17 protein-coding genes, 4 tRNA genes and 1 pseudogene are annotated in these 15,428 nt (G+C 64.6%); 15 read left to right on the plus strand and 7 right to left on the minus strand.

Annotated elements, in window-relative coordinates; genetic code table 11:
• Positions 1 to 34: 34 nt before the first annotated feature.
• Positions 35 to 466 carry a PPOX class F420-dependent oxidoreductase gene (locus AC1C2M_RS04325; protein WP_495435379.1) on the plus strand — a complete coding sequence of 144 codons (432 nt, stop codon included), beginning with the start codon at positions 35 to 37 and terminating at the stop codon, positions 464 to 466.
• Here AC1C2M_RS04325 and AC1C2M_RS04330 read toward each other — a convergent pair.
• The 3 genes and pseudogenes from AC1C2M_RS04330 to AC1C2M_RS04340 all read right to left on the minus strand — a co-directional run bounded on the left by AC1C2M_RS04330 (position 463) and on the right by AC1C2M_RS04340 (position 1,277).
• Positions 463 to 813, minus strand: coding sequence for a phosphotransferase (locus AC1C2M_RS04330; RefSeq protein ID WP_495435380.1), 351 nt, complete (start codon positions 811 to 813; stop codon positions 463 to 465). The genes AC1C2M_RS04325 and AC1C2M_RS04330 overlap by 4 nt on opposite strands.
• A 41-nt stretch (positions 814 to 854) precedes the next feature.
• A pseudogene (locus AC1C2M_RS04335) lies at positions 855 to 1,139 on the minus strand (phosphotransferase); the annotation flags it as partial.
• 62 nt (positions 1,140 to 1,201) lie between these two features.
• A tRNA-Val gene (locus AC1C2M_RS04340) sits at positions 1,202 to 1,277 on the minus strand.
• A gap of 204 nt (positions 1,278 to 1,481) precedes the next feature.
• Here AC1C2M_RS04340 and AC1C2M_RS04345 point away from each other — a divergent pair.
• The 3 genes from AC1C2M_RS04345 to AC1C2M_RS04355 all read left to right on the plus strand — a co-directional run bounded on the left by AC1C2M_RS04345 (position 1,482) and on the right by AC1C2M_RS04355 (position 1,785).
• Positions 1,482 to 1,553: transfer RNA gene (locus AC1C2M_RS04345), tRNA-Gly, on the plus strand.
• A gap of 56 nt (positions 1,554 to 1,609) precedes the next feature.
• Positions 1,610 to 1,680: transfer RNA gene (locus AC1C2M_RS04350), tRNA-Cys, on the plus strand.
• A 33-nt stretch (positions 1,681 to 1,713) separates the two neighbouring features.
• Positions 1,714 to 1,785, plus strand: a tRNA-Val gene (locus AC1C2M_RS04355).
• A 167-nt stretch (positions 1,786 to 1,952) separates the two neighbouring features.
• On the opposite strand, the gene AC1C2M_RS04360 is transcribed toward AC1C2M_RS04355, so the two are convergent.
• On the minus strand, positions 1,953 to 3,017 hold the full coding sequence (locus AC1C2M_RS04360; protein ID WP_495435381.1) for a helix-turn-helix transcriptional regulator: 1,065 nt from the start codon (positions 3,015 to 3,017) through the stop codon (positions 1,953 to 1,955).
• 86 nt (positions 3,018 to 3,103) lie between these two features.
• Between AC1C2M_RS04360 and AC1C2M_RS04365 the strand changes: the two genes are divergently transcribed.
• The gene (locus AC1C2M_RS04365; RefSeq protein WP_495435382.1) at positions 3,104 to 3,589 is read left to right on the plus strand and encodes a cupin domain-containing protein; all 486 of its coding nucleotides are present in this window, start codon (positions 3,104 to 3,106) and stop codon (positions 3,587 to 3,589) included.
• Complete coding sequence (locus tag AC1C2M_RS04370) at positions 3,586 to 3,987, plus strand: DUF1304 domain-containing protein (protein ID WP_495435383.1); 402 nt, start codon at positions 3,586 to 3,588, stop codon at positions 3,985 to 3,987. Before AC1C2M_RS04365 ends, AC1C2M_RS04370 begins: the two co-directional genes overlap by 4 nt.
• A gap of 183 nt (positions 3,988 to 4,170) precedes the next feature.
• Here AC1C2M_RS04370 and AC1C2M_RS04375 read toward each other — a convergent pair whose 3' ends face one another.
• Positions 4,171 to 5,346: a zinc-dependent alcohol dehydrogenase gene (locus AC1C2M_RS04375; RefSeq protein ID WP_495434012.1), complete on the minus strand. Its 1,176-nt coding sequence runs from the start codon at positions 5,344 to 5,346 to the stop codon at positions 4,171 to 4,173.
• A gap of 101 nt (positions 5,347 to 5,447) precedes the next feature.
• On the opposite strand from AC1C2M_RS04375, the gene AC1C2M_RS04380 reads away from it, so the two are divergent.
• Entirely contained in the window at positions 5,448 to 6,587 is a 1,140-nt protein-coding gene (locus AC1C2M_RS04380; protein ID WP_495435384.1) for an AI-2E family transporter, read from the plus strand.
• Here AC1C2M_RS04380 and AC1C2M_RS04385 read toward each other — a convergent pair.
• The gene (locus AC1C2M_RS04385) at positions 6,523 to 7,350 is read right to left on the minus strand and encodes an alpha/beta fold hydrolase (protein ID WP_495435385.1); all 828 of its coding nucleotides are present in this window, start codon (positions 7,348 to 7,350) and stop codon (positions 6,523 to 6,525) included. The genes AC1C2M_RS04380 and AC1C2M_RS04385 overlap by 65 nt on opposite strands.
• Complete coding sequence (locus AC1C2M_RS04390) at positions 7,347 to 8,051, minus strand: lysoplasmalogenase (RefSeq protein WP_495435386.1); 705 nt, start codon at positions 8,049 to 8,051, stop codon at positions 7,347 to 7,349. The genes AC1C2M_RS04385 and AC1C2M_RS04390 overlap by 4 nt, the downstream gene beginning before the upstream one ends.
• A 166-nt stretch (positions 8,052 to 8,217) precedes the next feature.
• Between AC1C2M_RS04390 and thrS the strand changes: the two genes are divergently transcribed.
• The 8 genes from thrS to ruvB all read left to right on the plus strand — a co-directional run bounded on the left by thrS (position 8,218) and on the right by ruvB (position 15,420).
• On the plus strand, positions 8,218 to 10,140 hold the full coding sequence (gene thrS, locus AC1C2M_RS04395; protein ID WP_483404960.1) for a threonine--tRNA ligase: 1,923 nt from the start codon (positions 8,218 to 8,220) through the stop codon (positions 10,138 to 10,140).
• Entirely contained in the window at positions 10,128 to 10,742 is a 615-nt protein-coding gene (locus tag AC1C2M_RS04400) for an HIT family protein (protein WP_483404197.1), read from the plus strand. The genes thrS and AC1C2M_RS04400 overlap by 13 nt, the downstream gene beginning before the upstream one ends.
• Positions 10,743 to 10,800: 58 nt before the next feature.
• Complete coding sequence (gene pdxS / locus AC1C2M_RS04405; RefSeq protein WP_483404196.1) at positions 10,801 to 11,703, plus strand: pyridoxal 5'-phosphate synthase lyase subunit PdxS; 903 nt, start codon at positions 10,801 to 10,803, stop codon at positions 11,701 to 11,703.
• Entirely contained in the window at positions 11,693 to 12,292 is a 600-nt protein-coding gene (pdxT, locus tag AC1C2M_RS04410; RefSeq protein WP_495435387.1) for a pyridoxal 5'-phosphate synthase glutaminase subunit PdxT, read from the plus strand. The genes pdxS and pdxT overlap by 11 nt, the downstream gene beginning before the upstream one ends.
• Before the next feature lie 67 nt (positions 12,293 to 12,359).
• Positions 12,360 to 13,121, plus strand: a complete 762-nt coding sequence (locus tag AC1C2M_RS04415) for a YebC/PmpR family DNA-binding transcriptional regulator (protein WP_483404194.1) — start codon at positions 12,360 to 12,362, stop codon at positions 13,119 to 13,121.
• Positions 13,122 to 13,126: 5 nt separating this feature from the next.
• Positions 13,127 to 13,708: a crossover junction endodeoxyribonuclease RuvC gene (gene ruvC / locus AC1C2M_RS04420; protein ID WP_483404193.1), complete on the plus strand. Its 582-nt coding sequence runs from the start codon at positions 13,127 to 13,129 to the stop codon at positions 13,706 to 13,708.
• A 57-nt stretch (positions 13,709 to 13,765) separates the two neighbouring features.
• Positions 13,766 to 14,398, plus strand: coding sequence for a Holliday junction branch migration protein RuvA (ruvA, locus tag AC1C2M_RS04425; RefSeq protein ID WP_495435388.1), 633 nt, complete (start codon positions 13,766 to 13,768; stop codon positions 14,396 to 14,398).
• Positions 14,395 to 15,420, plus strand: coding sequence for a Holliday junction branch migration DNA helicase RuvB (ruvB, locus tag AC1C2M_RS04430; RefSeq protein WP_495435389.1), 1,026 nt, complete (start codon positions 14,395 to 14,397; stop codon positions 15,418 to 15,420). The genes ruvA and ruvB overlap by 4 nt, the downstream gene beginning before the upstream one ends.
• Positions 15,421 to 15,428 lie beyond the last annotated feature (8 nt).

The following is a 15,428-nucleotide window of genomic DNA, read 5'->3' on the forward strand; positions in this document are numbered from 1 at the left end:
CCGGCCCGGGTTCATCGGGCTAGGCTCGTCACCCATGACCAACACGCACTCCGCTGGCCCGCCGGTAACCAACGACCTGTCAGTTGAGCCCTATGTACTGCTGACGACCTTCCGGTCAACGGGTGCGCCTGTTTCGACGCCTGTGTGGGTGGTTGAGGGTCTCGGTGGCCTGCTCGTGACCACCTCAGGCGAATCCGGCAAAGTGAAACGAATCCGCAACAACCCGTCGGTACACCTTCTGCCGTGCGACGTACGGGGGAGCGTTCGGCCAGGAGCCACGGCGCTCACCGGGACGGCCAGCGTCCTCGAGGACGCCGAGAGCCGCGCGGTGATCGACGCCGCGCTTGAGCGGAAGTACGGCGCGCGATACAGGGCCATCCGGGCAGCGGGAAAACTTCGACGGTCGGTGGCGGACAAATCGGTGGTCCTGCGCATCATCCCCACCGCGGAGCCGTCTCGCGACTAGGAAAAGTCGGCGATGACCTGCTCGACGGTGCGGACTGCACTCGAGACGAAGGCCGGGTTCGAGGTTCGGTAGTAAGGAATGATCATCGCCGCCTGATGGAGGGCGAATCCGCGCGCGCGGTCCAGTGTTTGTTGGTCGACATCGAGAGCCGCTCTGAACGCCGCGCGGCCGGTCGAGCCGAAGACGGTCCACGCGGCAATCACATCGGCTGCCGGATCTCCGGCGCCACCCCAGTCGATGACCGCCGTAATCCGCCCGTCGCGTACGAGCAGGTTGGGTCGCAACAGGTCGGTGTGAATCCACACGGGAGTGCCGTCCCACACCGTGCCGTGAGCGCATGACTCCACGCCGTCAGTGCCTTTCCTGCGTCGATGAGGTCACCCGATGCGGTGAGGGCCTCCCGAGTCATCGCATCGAGCTCGGCGAGGGGCCTCCGTCCCGCACTGGGCGCATCAGCGACGTCGATGCGACGCAGGTGGGTGACGAAGTCCGCGAGGGCCCCGGCGTCGGCAGCCTCGTCCTCAACGGAATCGTCGGTGTATGGCGAACCGTCGATCCACTCGTAGACCGCCCAGATCGACGGATAGCTCCCGGTGGGCTTTCCCAGGAAGACCGGCACAGGAATGCTCAGGGGGACGCGAGAGGCGAGTGGGGAGCCCCGGGCAGCGGACACACGGTCCGGAGCAGGACAACCTCGTAAAACGAAGAAAGGCCCGCGGAATCCGCGAGCCTTGGTGGTGGGCGATACCGGACTCGAACCGATGACCTCTTCCGTGTGAAGGAAGCGCGCTACCAACTGCGCCAATCGCCCGTAATGAACTCGCAAGAAGTTCACAACGCCGTCTTATGTTAGCCGACCGAGAGGCGTCTCGCAGACCATTTGGCCGTGGCATCCGTTCTCACAACGACACGAAAAAGACCCGAGCGACTCGATTTGGTTTCTCGGGGAAACATCAAGTAGAGTCTTCAACGCACGCAGAAATGCGAGTAGCAAAGCCGGAGAGATACCGGCAATGCGGATGTGGCGCAGTGGTAGCGCATCACCTTGCCAAGGTGAGGGTCGCGAGTTCGAATCTCGTCATCCGCTCGAGTGTTTGGGGTCAGTCTTTCGACTGACCACGGCATGTGGGCAACCCCACACGCGGTGGCGTGGCCGAGAGGCGAGGCAGCGGCCTGCAAAGCCGTCCACACGGGTTCGAATCCCGTCGCCACCTCACCACTCGAATGAAGTAAAATTGAATGACCTTGAGCGATTGGCGCAGCGGTAGCGCGCTTCCCTGACACGGAAGAGGTCGCTGGTTCGATCCCAGTATCGCTCACACAGAAGAAGCCCGGACAGAAATGTCCGGGCTTCTGTCGTTAACCCGAGGATCGAGCCAGCGCCCTCTGAACCGCATGCGACGCGGTTCAGCTGGTTCGATCCCAGTATCGCTCACACAGAAGAAGCCCGGACAGAAATGTCCGGGCTTCTGTCGTTAACCCACGACTATTTCTGCAGCAGTTCCTCGTCCGCCGATTCCTGCCGCGGCCGAAGCCGGGCCACGAGTTCGCCACGACTGCGAACACCGGTCTTGAGAAATATTGACTTGAGGTGATCCTGCACCGTGTTTTGGGAGACAAACAGTCGACGCGCGATGACCGCGGTGGGATGCCCGGACATCACCTCACGACACACCTCGCACTCCCGCGGAGACAGTCCGTAAGCGACGAGAAGCATCGAGGTGAGCTGCTCACCACCTGCTGACGCGATCGAGATGGCCACGTCGTCGGTGTCGTCGCCGACGAGCAGGCTGGATTGCAGGAGCGCCCAGCCGCCGTGGCCGTCACGCACAGTGGCGCGGAACGCACCGGTTGTCGTGCCCCTCGCGCCCAGCGCCATGATCCGCATCATCAGCATGAACCGGCCGGGTTCGCCCTCGTTGACCTGGGCCTCCCAGAGTTTCGCCTCCGGGGTCGCCGAACGAAGCTCACCGCTGGCGTCAAGAAGCACGATTGCCGGCGCCACACCGGGTCCGCTTCCAGCCAGCTCTGAGCGCACCGCTGACCGAGTCGCTCCGGCGATCACCGGCGCGAGGGCGGCGAGGTATTCCAGTTCACGGTTCGTGAAGTCCATGCCGGCACGCACGAGGCCGGCCCCGCCCCAGCAGGCACCACCGCAGTCGAACAGCACCCGGACCTCTTCCTTCACCCCCAGCGGGCGCCAGACGTTGCGGTAGCGCGCGCTCGCGCCGTGTTCACGCAGGGGGAGGTCGGACATCCGCGTGAGCGCCTCCTTGCGCTTCGCCATCGAGGCGAAGGTGTGTGGTTCGCTCCCGGAGTACTCGGCGTCGGCAAGCAACGGTTCGAACCGGGCAGGAACCCGTGTCTCGCCGCTCGTCATCGTGCTGATCACGAGCGTTTCGGGATCGATCGTCGCCCAGCAGGTCAGCTCAGCCTTCACATCACGACCGATAATGCGGATCGCCTCGGCGTGCAGGTCACTCACGCTCAGCCCCGCTGTGGCCAGCGCTGTGATGTCCCGACGGGCGCGGTAGGCACGTTCCTCCCACATGCGCCCAGTATCGCACCTGGGCGCTGGCCCGTCATTCCCCGATTTCTGGGATGGTCGGCGGCTTGAGGGCTGCCTAGCGTTGCGGCATGAACTCCTTACCGCAATTCACCGACGCGGGCGATGGTGCCCGGCTGTACGCGCCAGACGCCACCCTTACCGTCAAGGTGGACAGTCGTCACACCGAAGACGCCTACGAGCTCTTCGAGATCGATGCGCCCAACGGCGCGTCAACGTCCTCAGACCGGAACGCTGCGACCCCGCTGCACCGCACGGGGTGGGGCAAGACGTACTACATGCTCTCGGGCAGAATCCTGGTTCAGATCGAACAGCAGGGTTATGAACTCGGCCCGGGAGCATCCGTCGCCATCCCACCCGGCGCTTTGCACACATTCACCGTGCTGACTCCGACGGCGCGGTTCCTCGTCTTCGCCCTCACCGGCGGGATGGGCCGGTTCCACGCCGACCTCGACGCCTCGGTGCCCCACGACCGGCCGCTCGAGGAATCAATGACTGACGTCCTCGCCGTCCTTGGCCGGCACGACGTCTCCATGGAAACGGAGGCTGTGACATGACAATCGTGGTGTGGGTGTTCGCGCTACTCGCTGCGGGCATCCACATCCTCGTCTTCGCCTGGGAGTCAGTGCTGTTCACCCGGCCCGGCGTTCACCAGAAGGTGTTTGCCGTCGCCACGACGGATGTTCCCGCCGTGCACCTGTGGGCATTCTGTGTCGGCTTCTACAACCTCTTCCTCGCGCTTGGCCTGATCACCGGGGTCGTTCTGTGGGCAACGGGAGGCGTCACGGTCGGCATGACACTCGTCGTCTACATCTGCCTGTTCATGGTGCTGAGCGGTGTCGTGTTGTTCGCCGCCGACCGCATGGCGCTCGGTCGTGAGCGCGGCACGGGCATCGGGGGTGCGATCTCCGAGACCGTGCCACCGCTCGTGGCACTCGTGGCTCTGCTCTTCTAGAGGGTTGCGGTGACCCGCGCGACCGGCATCCGGAGGAAGGCGACGTCGGCATCCGTGTGTCCTGCTGTGCGTTCCGCGAGCGACCATTTGGCCTCGGCCACTCCTAGTGCGAAAGCATCAGTTCCGGTCGAGAACACCAGGCGGAACTGATGTGCTCGACCGGAAGTGATGCGTTCGGCGGGGTTACGGCTTCAGCACCACCTTGATGCAGCCGTTTTCCTTCTTCTGGAACATCTCGTACATCTCCGGTGCCTTGTCGAGGGGAACCCGGTGCGTCACGAGGTCTTCGACACCGAGCGGATCGGAGGGGTCCTCGACGAGCGGGATCAACTCGTCGCGCCAGTGCTGCACATTGCACTGGCCCATCCGGATCCCGACCTGCTTGTCGAAGAGGGTCTTCATCGGGAACGGGTCAGCCTCTCCCGCGTAGACGCCGCTGAGCGACACAGTGCCGCCGCGGCGAACGGAATCGAACGACGCGTAGAGCGCCGCCGTCCGGTCGAGGCCGACGGTGTCCATCAGCTTCTTGGCGATTCCATCGGGCAGGAGGCCGACTGCCCCCTGGGCGAAAGCAGCGCCGGGGCTGCCGTGCGCCTCCATGCCGACGGCTTCAACCACGCTGTCGGCGCCCCGGCCGTCGGTTGCGTCACGCAGGCGCTCGACCACATCATCGGTGAGGTCGAAGGTCTCGACGCCGTAGCGCTCCGCCATCGCGCGCCGCTCGGGAACCGGCTCGACCGCGAGCACGCGGTGGCCGAGGTATTTGCCGATACGTGCAGCGAACTGACCGACGGGCCCGAGGCCCATCACCGTCAGGATGCCGTCATCGGGCAGGTTCGCGTACTTCACTCCCTGCCAGGCCGTTGGCAGAATGTCGCTCAGGAAGAGGTAGCGGTCGTCGGGCAGATCGTGTCCGACCTTCGTGGCATTGAAGTCCGCGAGCGGTACACGCAGACGCTCGGCCTGCCCTCCCGGCACTGAACCGTAGAGCTCGGTGTAACCGTAGAGGGATGCGCCGGTGCCCTGGTCAGTGTTCTGCGTTGTCTCGCACTGCGAGTGGAGCCCCCGGGAGCACATGTAGCAGTGGCCGCAGGCGATGACGAACGGAATGACCACGCGGTCACCGGGGGAGAGGCGGGTGACAGCCGAGCCCACTTCTTCAACGACGCCCATGGTCTCGTGTCCGAGAACGTCGCCCTTGTGCAGGAATGGTCCGAACGTTTCGTAGAGGTGCAGATCCGAGCCGCAGATCGCGGCGGATGTGACGCGGATGACGACATCCGTCGGTTCCTGAATCACGGGATCGGGGACTGTTTCAACAGAAACTGAACGTTTTGCTTGCCAGGTAAGTGCCTTCATCCCTCCTTTGTACGCGCCGCCGAGCAGCCGAGTCCATACCTTGACGACAGGTCCCACCGCAAGTACCGTGCGCGGGTGTGCGCACTAACTAGGCTGGGGCCATGAGCACAGACATCGATGGCGAACGACCCTCCCTCCGCACGCTGTGGACCGACCGGCTGGGGACTGTCGGAGTCAGGAGCATCCAGATCCTCGCGATCATTGCTCTCGCAGCCGTCGTCGTCCTCGGCATGATGCAGCTCAAGCTCGTGGTCATCCCCTTGCTGATCGCAATCGTCATTGCCGCGGCTGCTGCACCCGTGATCAGCTGGCTGCGTCGCTTCATGCCGCCCATTCTCGCCGCGTGGGTCGCGTTGCTCAGCGGCATCCTGATTTTCGGCGGCGTGGTCACGCTCATCGTCTTCGCCGTGAGGAACCAGTGGGGCGAACTCGCCGACTCAGCGGTCGAGGGCATCGAACGCCTTTATGACTACCTGCTCACCGGCCCTCTCCCGATTGATCAGAAACAGATCGAAGAGGCACGGGATGCCGTCATCGATTTCGTCACGAGCGCCCAGTTCGGCTCAGGAGCGCTCGCTGGCGTTTCCGCCGCGGCGAACATCATCACCGGGGCTGTGCTCGTTCTGGTGATCCTGTTCTTCTTCCTCAAGGACGGCGACACGATCTGGGAGTTCTTCCTCCGTCCGTTCAAGGGAGCGGCCCTCGAGCGAGGACACCGCATCGGCCACACCGCGGTTCGCGTGCTCGGCGGTTACGTTCGTGGAACAGCGATCATCGCGTTCGTCGACGCGTTCTTCATTGGGCTCGGCCTCGTCATCCTCGGGGTGCCGCTTGCCCTCCCGCTCGCCGTGATCGTCTTCGTCGCGAGCTTCGTGCCGCTCGTCGGAGCGACTGTCGCGAGCGTTCTTGCCGCTCTCGTCGCTCTCGTCGGAACCGACAATGGCCCGGTGATCGCCCTCATCGTGATCGCCATCGCCGTCGGCGTGAACCAGCTCGAGGGCAACTTCCTGCAGCCCGTCGTGATGGCGCAGTCGCTCAAGCTGCACCCACTCGTCATCCTCGTAGCCCTGACCGCAGGCACCATCGTCGCCGGCATCATCGGAGCGGTTCTCGCTGTCCCGATCGCTGCGGTGACGTGGGCCATCATCAAGGTGTGGCGGGACCCCCGCCCGGTGCCTATCGCTCCGCAGCCTCGTCCTCGAAAGCGCTGGGGTAAGCAGGCTGCACTTCCTGCTGAGTGAGGCGGGAGTCGCCCGAGATCAACAGGCGTATCTCCGCGGCAACCGCAGCCGACTGAGTGTGCTGCACGACGTGGCCGCCTCCGGGCACCGAGACAACGCGCGTAAAGCGCCCCTGGCGTCCGAGTGAATCGACCCAGCCCTGGGGGGCGACCGGATCCTGGTCTCCGCGAATGATCAGCACCGGCGCCTGGACGCGAGGCAGATGCTCCTCGGTGCGATACGCGAGCATGGCAGGCAGTTCAGTGAAGAACCAGCGGATGCCACTCCGCAGGTAGTCGGAGAACACAATCCAGTTGGCTCCCGGGGTCTCGTGGAAGGTGTCGCGAAAAAGACGCATACCCTGCCGCCACGCGCTCCTGGCGCGCTCGTCGACGACCGGCCCGATCAGCGTCACGCCTGAAACCGGGTGACGCAGTGCGGCGTCGACGACGATCTCCGCGCCCATCGAGTGACCGACGAGCACGGGGGAGACCAGGCCGGCATGGCTGAAGTAGTCGGCGAGGAGCGTGCCGAAATCTTCCACAGCGAGTTGGCGGCGCGGCCGTCGATTCGGGCCGAAGCCGGGCAGGTCGACCGAGATGACGGTCGCTGACCCCGAGAGGTCCTCGGCGAGCCGGGTGAAGTATCTCGACGAGGTCCCGATGCCGTGCACGAGGACGACGACGTTCTCGCCGGCCGCGGCGGATTGGGCCTCGCGACGTCGAACGCGCATCGTCAGGTCGTCCCGCGTGAAGTGTTCAACGGCCTCGTCGTTGCGCGTCATGCGGATACCTTTCCGGAGTCACGGTTCACGAACCGGGATGTCCCCGCCCGCCAGGATTCGACGAGTCCCCAGGAGATCAGGGCCTGACCCGCGATGTACGTCAGCATGATCAGGAAGCCGGGCTGCCACAGGTTCGCATCGGGAACGAATCGGTTGATGGCCAGTACGGAGTCGGACAGCAGGAAGAGTGTCGCGCCGACGATGACTTTCGGTGCGCACCGGGTCGCCGTGATGGCCATGCCCGCGATGATCAGGCCGTAACCGACGACCGGAACCAGCAGCGCGCCGAGATGGGGAACCAGAACGATCATCAGTGCCACCAGCCAGGCAACGTAGACCAGGCTCCACACTCGCGGCCTTCCGGTCCCGGTGGAACCGGCAAAGATCACGATGTAGGCGAGGTGCGCCAGGAGGAACGCGGAGAGGCCAATGACGAACGCGGTACTGGAATCCCACAGCAGTGCGACGTCACCGGCGCAGCTCAGGGCGAGCGCCGCGAGCAGCAGCCAGGCCCCGCGGCCGAACCTGAGCACCCCGGCGGACAGAACGGCAACAGCGAGAGCGGGCATCAGGAACGGCTTGGTTCCATCGGCGAGCGGCTGCAGGCCGCCGATCAGTGCGACGAGGTGAACGATGCTCAGGGCGACGAACGCCCCGACCGCTGCAATCGTCCGGCGGGTTGGCGTGGCAGGCACTGGCATTCACTCCGATTCGGGTTGGATGGCTTCACTCTAGAGCGAATCACGACCTTCCGCCGCGCGCGGCAGGCGGTCTCGGCGGCGCTAAAGTTGAAGGGTCTTACTACTCAGAGGAGCAAACCACGTGTCTGACGGATTCGAGAGATTCACCGATCGGTCTGTTGTCGCCATGCGCGTCAACGGCGAGCTGAAGGATCTCGCGACCACGATCACCGACACCGATGAGGTTGAAGCGGTCACCATCGACTCGCCTGACGGCCTCAGCATCCTCCGGCACTCGGCCGCGCACGTTCTAGCGCAGGCCGTGCAGAAGGTGAACCCCGACGCCAGGCTGGGTATCGGCCCGCCCGTGACCGACGGCTTCTACTACGACTTCGATGTGCGCGACTCGTTCACGCCCGAAGACCTGAAGGCGCTCTCGAAGGAGATGGACCGCATCATCCGGCAGGGCCAGCGTTTCGTTCGCCGGGTCGTGACCGACGCCGAGGCACGGGAAGAGCTGGCGAACGAGCCGTACAAGCTCGAACTGATCGGCCTCAAGGGTGGAGCAGGCGATGACCAGAACGACGAGAACGTCGAGGTCGGGGGAGCAGAGCTCACCATCTACGACAACGTCAACCCGAAGACGGGGGAGACCGAGTGGAAAGATCTCTGCCGCGGCCCGCACCTGCCTAACACCCGCATGATCGGCAATGGCTACGCCCTGACCCGGGTTGCCGCCGCATACTGGCGCGGTTCGGAGAAGAACCCGCAGCTGCAGCGCATCTACGGGACGGCATGGCCGACGAAGGACGAGCTGCGTGCCTACCAGTCGCGGCTCGAAGAGGCCGCCAAGCGCGACCACCGCAAGCTCGGCGCCGAACTCGACCTGTTCAGCTTCCCGGATGAGATCGGTTCGGGCCTCGCCGTATTCCACCCCAAAGGCGGGATCATCAGGTCTGAGATCGAGAACTACCTGCGCGAGCAGCTGATCCAGAACGACTACGAGCTGGTCAACACCCCGCACATCACCAAGGCGCACCTGTTCGAGACCAGCCAGCACCTCAACTGGTACCGCGACGGCATGTTCCCGCCCATGCACCTTGACGAAGAGACGGATGCCGACGGCAACGTCACGAGGCAGGGCCAGGACTACTACCTGAAGCCCATGAACTGCCCGATGCACAACCTGATCTTCCGTTCGCGTGGCCGCAGCTACCGTGAGCTCCCGCTCCGTCTCGCCGAGTTCGGGACCGTGTACCGCTACGAGAAGAGCGGAACGCTCTCGGGCCTGACCCGCGTGCGCGGCCTCACCCAGGACGACGCCCACATCTACGTCACGCAGGACCAGATCAAGGATGAGGTGGGTCGCCAGCTTCAGTTCGTTCTCGAGACCCTCCGCGGCTACGGTCTCGACGACTTCTACCTCGAACTCTCCACGAAGGACCCGGAGAAGTTCGTCGGTGAGGACGACGTCTGGGAGACAGCAACACAGACTCTGCGCGAAGTCGCCATCGACTCGGGCCTCGAGCTCGTCGACGATCCAGGCGGAGCCGCGTTCTACGGCCCGAAGATCTCCGTGCAGGCGCGCGACGCCATCGGCCGCACCTGGCAGCTCTCGACGGTGCAGCTCGACTTCAACCAGCCCGAGCTGTTCGAACTCGAGTACACGGCCGCAGACGGAACACGCCAGCGACCTGCGATGATCCACCGCGCGCTCCTCGGCTCGGTCGAGCGGTTCTTCGCCATCCTGCTCGAGCACTACGCCGGTGCGTTCCCGGTGTGGTTGAGCCCGATCCAGGTCATCGGCATCCCTGTGGCAGACGAGTACGCACCGTACCTCGATGAGATCGCCGCCAGGCTCAAGAAGCGCGGCGTCCGCGTACAGGTCGACCACAGCGACGACCGTATGCCGAAGAAGATCCGCACCCACACCAAGGCCAAGATCCCGTTCCAGCTCATCGCTGGAGAGGACGACCGTGCCGCAGGTGCTGTGAGCTTCAGGTTCCGTGACGGAACGCAGCAGAACGGCATCCCCGTCGATGACGCAATCGAGAAAATCGTCTCAGCGATCGCGTCACACGAGCAGGTCTCCACGGCATGGCTCGACTAGGTCTCGACGACTACGCCGATCAGGAACCGACAGCGGGTAACCCGTTGATCGGACCCGGGGCGACAGTGGAGTCGGCCGCACATCTCGCCGGGGTGCCCGACGAGTTCCAGCGCCTGTGGACACCGCACCGTCTTGTCTATATCCAGAACGGGCAGCAGCCCGACGAACACGAGTGCCCGTTTTGCCACGCGCCGACGCTGTCAGACGAAGATGGCCTCATCGTCGCGAGGGGCACACACGCGTTCGTCCTGCTGAACCTGTTCCCGTACAACAGCGGACATCTTCTCGTCTGTCCCTACCGTCACATTTCGACGTACGATTTGGCTACGCCGGAAGAAGTCGCTGAGATTGGAGAACTGACACAGACAGCGATGCGGGTAGTCAGGACTGTTTCCCGCAACGACGGCTTCAACATTGGAATGAATCAGGGTGTTGTTGCCGGGGCCGGCATTGCCGGTCATCTGCACCAGCACGTCGTCCCGCGGTGGGCGCAGGACGCCAACTTCCTGCCGATCATCGCGAAGACGAAGGCCCTTCCGCAGTTGCTCGGCGACGTGCGCAAAGCCATCGCCGACGCCTGGCCGGCAACAACCACAGGCTGACACTGCCGGAACAGGCAACCTGGTTTCCCCGTGCCAGAGCGAACTAGGATTGAGCACTATGACGAACAGCACCAGCACCGGTGAACAGGGCTCAAATCGCGTCAAGCGCGGCCTCGCAGAAATGCTGAAGGGTGGCGTCATCATGGACGTCGTCACACCGGAACAGGCACGCATTGCTGAAGACGCCGGCGCCGTCGCCGTGATGGCGCTCGAGCGGGTTCCCGCTGACATCCGTTCACAGGGCGGCGTTGCGCGCATGAGCGACCCCGACCTCATCGAGGCGATCATCGCTGAGGTGTCCATTCCCGTGATGGCGAAGGCGCGCATCGGCCACTTCGTCGAGGCGCAGGTGCTCCAGGCGCTCAACGTCGACTACATCGATGAGTCCGAGGTGCTGAGCCCGGCTGATTACGTCAATCACATCGACAAGTGGGACTTCAACGTTCCGTTCGTGTGTGGTGCAACCAACCTCGGTGAGGCGCTTCGCCGCATCAACGAGGGTGCGGCGATGATCCGCTCGAAGGGTGAGGCCGGAACCGGCGACGTTTCAGAGGCAACCAAACACATCCGCAAGATCAAGAGCGAGATTGCGCAGCTGACGTCGATGTCCAAGGACGAACTGTACGTCGCAGCCAAGGAACTGCAGGCTCCGTACGAACTCGTTGCCGAGATCGCAGAGACCGGCAAGCTGCCCGTTGTCCTGTTCACAGCGGGCGGTGTGGCGACACCAGCGGACGCTGCGATGATGATGCAACTCGGTGCAGACGGTGTCTTCGTCGGCTCGGGAATCTTCAAGTCGGGCAACCCCGAGAAGCGCGCTGCCGCCGTCGTGAAGGCGACAACCTTCTACGACGACCCGACGGTCATCGCCGAGGTCTCGCGTGGACTCGGTGAGGCCATGGTCGGCATCAACGTTTCCGACCTCGCGGCACCTCACCGCCTCGCTGAGCGTGGCTGGTAGCCCCGCTCCGACGGTAGGCGTCCTCGCCCTCCAGGGCGATTTCCGCGAACACGCGAACGTTCTCCGCGGTCTGGGTGCCGATGTCTCACTCGTCCGGAGGCCAGAGGAACTCAGCGCTGTCGACGGGCTCGTGATCCCCGGCGGAGAGTCCAGCGTCATGGACAAGCTGTCGCGCGCGTTCGGTCTTGCTGAGCCCCTGAAAGAAGCCATTGGCGCCGGGCTGCCGGTCTATGGCACGTGCGCGGGCCTCATCATGCTGGCGGATTCCATCGTCGACGGTATCCGGGGCCAGCAGTCGCTCGGCGGACTCGACGTCGCAGTGCGCAGGAACGCGTTCGGATCGCAGACCGAGTCGTTCGAGACCGATCTTGATATTCCCGCCATCGGTGCACATCCGCTTCACGCCGTGTTCATCCGGGCACCGGTGGTCGAGTCAGTGGGGCCTCTGTCGACCCCTCTTGCCGCCCTCGCCGACGGACGGGTCGTCGCCGTCGAGCAGGGCAACCTGCTCGGCACCTCGTTCCACCCCGAAGTGACGGGTGACACGCGCTTTCACGAATACTTTCTCGCCAAGATCCGCGCCGCATAATCGAAATCCAGCGCCAAACGCCCGGGTGATTTAGAATGGTGCGGTTACAGAACCAGTAAGGGAGCACATGTCCGGTCACTCCAAGTGGGCAACGACGAAGCACAAGAAGGCGATCACCGACTCGCGCCGTGCCAAATCGTTCGCAAAGCTCATCAAGAATATTGAAGTCGCCGCGAAGATGGGCGGCGCGGATCTCTCCGGTAACCCGACCCTGGTTGACGCGATCCAGAAGGCCAAGAAGACTTCGGTCCCCAACGACAACATCGATCGCGCCGTCAAGCGCGGCGCCGGGCTCTCCGGAGACGCCGTCGACTACACCACGATCATGTACGAGGGCTACGCACAGAACGGCGTCGCGTTGCTGATCGAGTGTCTCACCGACAACAAGAACCGCGCGGCGGCTGACGTTCGTACCCTGATGAGCCGCAACGGCGGCACGATGGGTGACCCGGGAAGCGTCGCGTATAACTTTGCCCGCAAGGGCATCATCGTGGTTCCCGCTGCAAACACCACAGAGGATGACATTCTCGCTGCGGTTCTCGACGCGGGTGCCGAAGAGGTCGTCAACGAGGGCGAGACCTTCGAGATCATCACCGACCCGTCAGATCTGGTGGCGACGCGAACTGCCCTGCAGGACGCGGGGATCGACTACGACTCCGCGGATGCCGCGTTCGTCCCGAATCTCAAGGTCGAGGTCGATGCTGAAACAGCCCGAAAGATCTTTAAACTGATCGACGCGCTCGAAGACTCTGACGACGTGCAGAACATCTACAGCAACTACGACCTCACTCCTGAGGTACAGGCCGAACTCCAGTCAGAAGACGACTAAGAGCGATGACCCTTCGGGTGCTCGGCATCGATCCCGGCCTCACCCGCTGCGGAATCGGTGTGGTCGATGTCGAGCCAAACCGTAAGGCTGTGCTCGTGCACTACTCCGTGGTGCGCAGCGATATCCTGGCCGAAATCGACCAGCGACTGCTCGTGATCGGGCGGGGGATCGACGCCGCGCTCGACGAGTTCGCGCCGAACGCAGTCGCTGTCGAGCGGGTCTTCGCGCAGCACAACCTGCGCACCGTGATGGGGACGGCGCAGGTATCCGGCCTGGCGCTGCACGCCGCGGCACGACGCGGGCTTCAGGTTGGGCTGCACACGCCGTCAGAGGTGAAGGCCGCGATCACCGGGTACGGTAGCGCGGACAAGAAGCAGGTACAGACGATGGTTGCCCGTGTTCTGAGCCTCGCTGAGCCGCCCCAGCCCGCTGATGCCGCCGACGCGCTTGCCCTGGCGATTTGCCACGCCTGGCGCGGCGGCCTGCGCGCTCCGTCGACCGCGGCAGGCGCGTCAGGCGCCGCCGCTCTCACGCCAGCCCAGGCGGCGTGGGCACGGGCAGAGAAGACAGCCAGGGGTCGCGCGTAAACCAGCGAGGCGCGTGGCGGTGCCCGCTGTGTCCGACGCCCACCGTAGGCTTGTCGCGTGATCTCAAGTCTGCGCGGAACCGTGCTGTCTGCCGTCGGCAGCAGCGTCATCATCGACGTCGGGGGCATCGGCTATGCCGTGCAGGTTACGCCCGAGCACTCGCTCGCTCTACGCGCCGGCGACCAGACACTGATCCACACGAGCCTCATCGTCCGTGAGGACTCGCTGTCGCTGTTCGGCTTTGAGACCACTGAGCAGCTCCACGTCTTTGAGCTGCTTACCGGCGTCACCGGGGTTGGGCCCAAGTCCGCGCTCGGCGTGCTGTCTGCCCTCGGGCCAGGACAGATCGCCGCGGCCGTTGCCGCCGAAGATGACGCCGCGTTCCGCAAGGTTTCCGGCATCGGCCCCAAGACCGCCAAGCTCATCGTTCTCTCCCTCACCGGCAAGCTCATCGTGACAACGCCGCCGGAGGCACCGGTGGCTGTTCCCGCGGCGGGAGACAGTGTCGTCGTCGCCCTCGTCGGGCTCGGTTGGAACGAACGCACCGCCGCACAGGTGGTCAGTGACGTGCTCAGCGCGAACCCGGATGTCGCATCCGCCCCGGTGCAGACGATCCTCCGACTCGCACTGGCGCAGCTCGGCCCTGCCCAGCACAGCACGTCAGCACGGCCGTCAGGGGCCCGCCCGTGAGCGACCTCGACATCACAACTCCAGAGCCGATCTCCGAGGCGGAGCTCGTCTTCGAGGGCGCGTTGCGTCCGAAGAGCCTCGACGAGTTTGTCGGCCAGACGAAGGTCCGCGGCCAACTGCAGCTCCTGCTCCAGGCGGCAGCGATTCAGGGGCGCACCGCCGACCACATCCTCCTGGCCGGCCCGCCAGGCCTCGGTAAGACAACACTCGCCATGATTGTCGCGCACGAGAGCAACAAGCCGCTCCGGATGTCGAGCGGCCCGGCGATCCAGCATGCCGGCGACCTGGCCGCTGTGCTCTCGAGCCTCGTGCCCGGTGAGGTCTTGTTCATCGATGAGATCCACCGCATGGCGCGGTCGGCCGAGGAGATGCTGTACCTCGCGATGGAAGATTTCCGGATCGACATCATGGTTGGCAAGGGTGCCGGGGCGACCAGCGTGCCGCTCGATCTGGCCCCGTTCACGCTCGTCGGCGCCACCACACGGTCAGGGATGCTGCCGAATCCTCTCCGTGACAGGTTCGGTTTCACGGCCCACCTCGAGTTCTATGACGAGCCGGAGCTCGAGCAGGTCCTGTTCCGTGCCGCGGACATGCTCAACTTCAGCATCGACCGCAGGGGGCTCGCCGAGATCGCCGGGCGGTGCAGGGGCACCCCGCGTATCGCGAACCGACTGCTTCGCCGGGTGCGCGACTACGTCCTGGTGCACGGGGGTGACGCCGACCTCTCTGCGGTGAGGGCCGCCCTCGCCCTCTACGACGTCGACGAACTCGGCCTCGACCGCCTCGACCGCGCTGTCATGGAGATTATGCTCACCCGCTTCGGCGGGGGTCCGGTCGGACTCAACACCCTCGCCGTGTCCGTCGGCGAAGAGGCGGAGACCATCGAAAGCGTCGTTGAGCCGTTCCTCGTGCGGATCGGCCTCATCACGCGCACCCCGCGCGGCCGCGTCGCCACCCAGCAGGCCTTCGAACACTTCGGGATTCAGCATCCTCAGGGTTCTTTACTGCCCGGTGTTCTATAATTCAAGCT

This window comes from Mycetocola sp. Y444 (genome assembly GCF_059445295.1).

What these genes read in the sequence shown, in the direction of transcription:
- AC1C2M_RS04400 (WP_483404197.1), top strand. Translation starts at nt 10,128, where the DNA reads ATGGCTCGACTAGGTCTCGACGACTACGCCGATCAGGAACCGACAGCG.
- AC1C2M_RS04415 (WP_483404194.1), top strand. Translation starts at nt 12,360, where the DNA reads ATGTCCGGTCACTCCAAGTGGGCAACGACGAAGCACAAGAAGGCGATC.
- AC1C2M_RS04365 (WP_495435382.1), top strand. Translation starts at nt 3,104, where the DNA reads ATGAACTCCTTACCGCAATTCACCGACGCGGGCGATGGTGCCCGGCTG.
- ruvC (WP_483404193.1), top strand. Translation starts at nt 13,127, where the DNA reads ATGACCCTTCGGGTGCTCGGCATCGATCCCGGCCTCACCCGCTGCGGA.
- thrS (WP_483404960.1), top strand. Translation starts at nt 8,218, where the DNA reads ATGCGCGTCAACGGCGAGCTGAAGGATCTCGCGACCACGATCACCGAC.
- AC1C2M_RS04370 (WP_495435383.1), top strand. Translation starts at nt 3,586, where the DNA reads ATGACAATCGTGGTGTGGGTGTTCGCGCTACTCGCTGCGGGCATCCAC.
- AC1C2M_RS04385 (WP_495435385.1), bottom strand. Translation starts at nt 7,350, where the DNA reads ATGACGCGCAACGACGAGGCCGTTGAACACTTCACGCGGGACGACCTG.
- AC1C2M_RS04325 (WP_495435379.1), top strand. Translation starts at nt 35, where the DNA reads ATGACCAACACGCACTCCGCTGGCCCGCCGGTAACCAACGACCTGTCA.
- AC1C2M_RS04380 (WP_495435384.1), top strand. Translation starts at nt 5,448, where the DNA reads ATGAGCACAGACATCGATGGCGAACGACCCTCCCTCCGCACGCTGTGG.
- AC1C2M_RS04375 (WP_495434012.1), bottom strand. Translation starts at nt 5,346, where the DNA reads ATGAAGGCACTTACCTGGCAAGCAAAACGTTCAGTTTCTGTTGAAACA.
- AC1C2M_RS04360 (WP_495435381.1), bottom strand. Translation starts at nt 3,017, where the DNA reads ATGTGGGAGGAACGTGCCTACCGCGCCCGTCGGGACATCACAGCGCTG.
- pdxS (WP_483404196.1), top strand. Translation starts at nt 10,801, where the DNA reads ATGACGAACAGCACCAGCACCGGTGAACAGGGCTCAAATCGCGTCAAG.
- AC1C2M_RS04390 (WP_495435386.1), bottom strand. Translation starts at nt 8,051, where the DNA reads ATGCCAGTGCCTGCCACGCCAACCCGCCGGACGATTGCAGCGGTCGGG.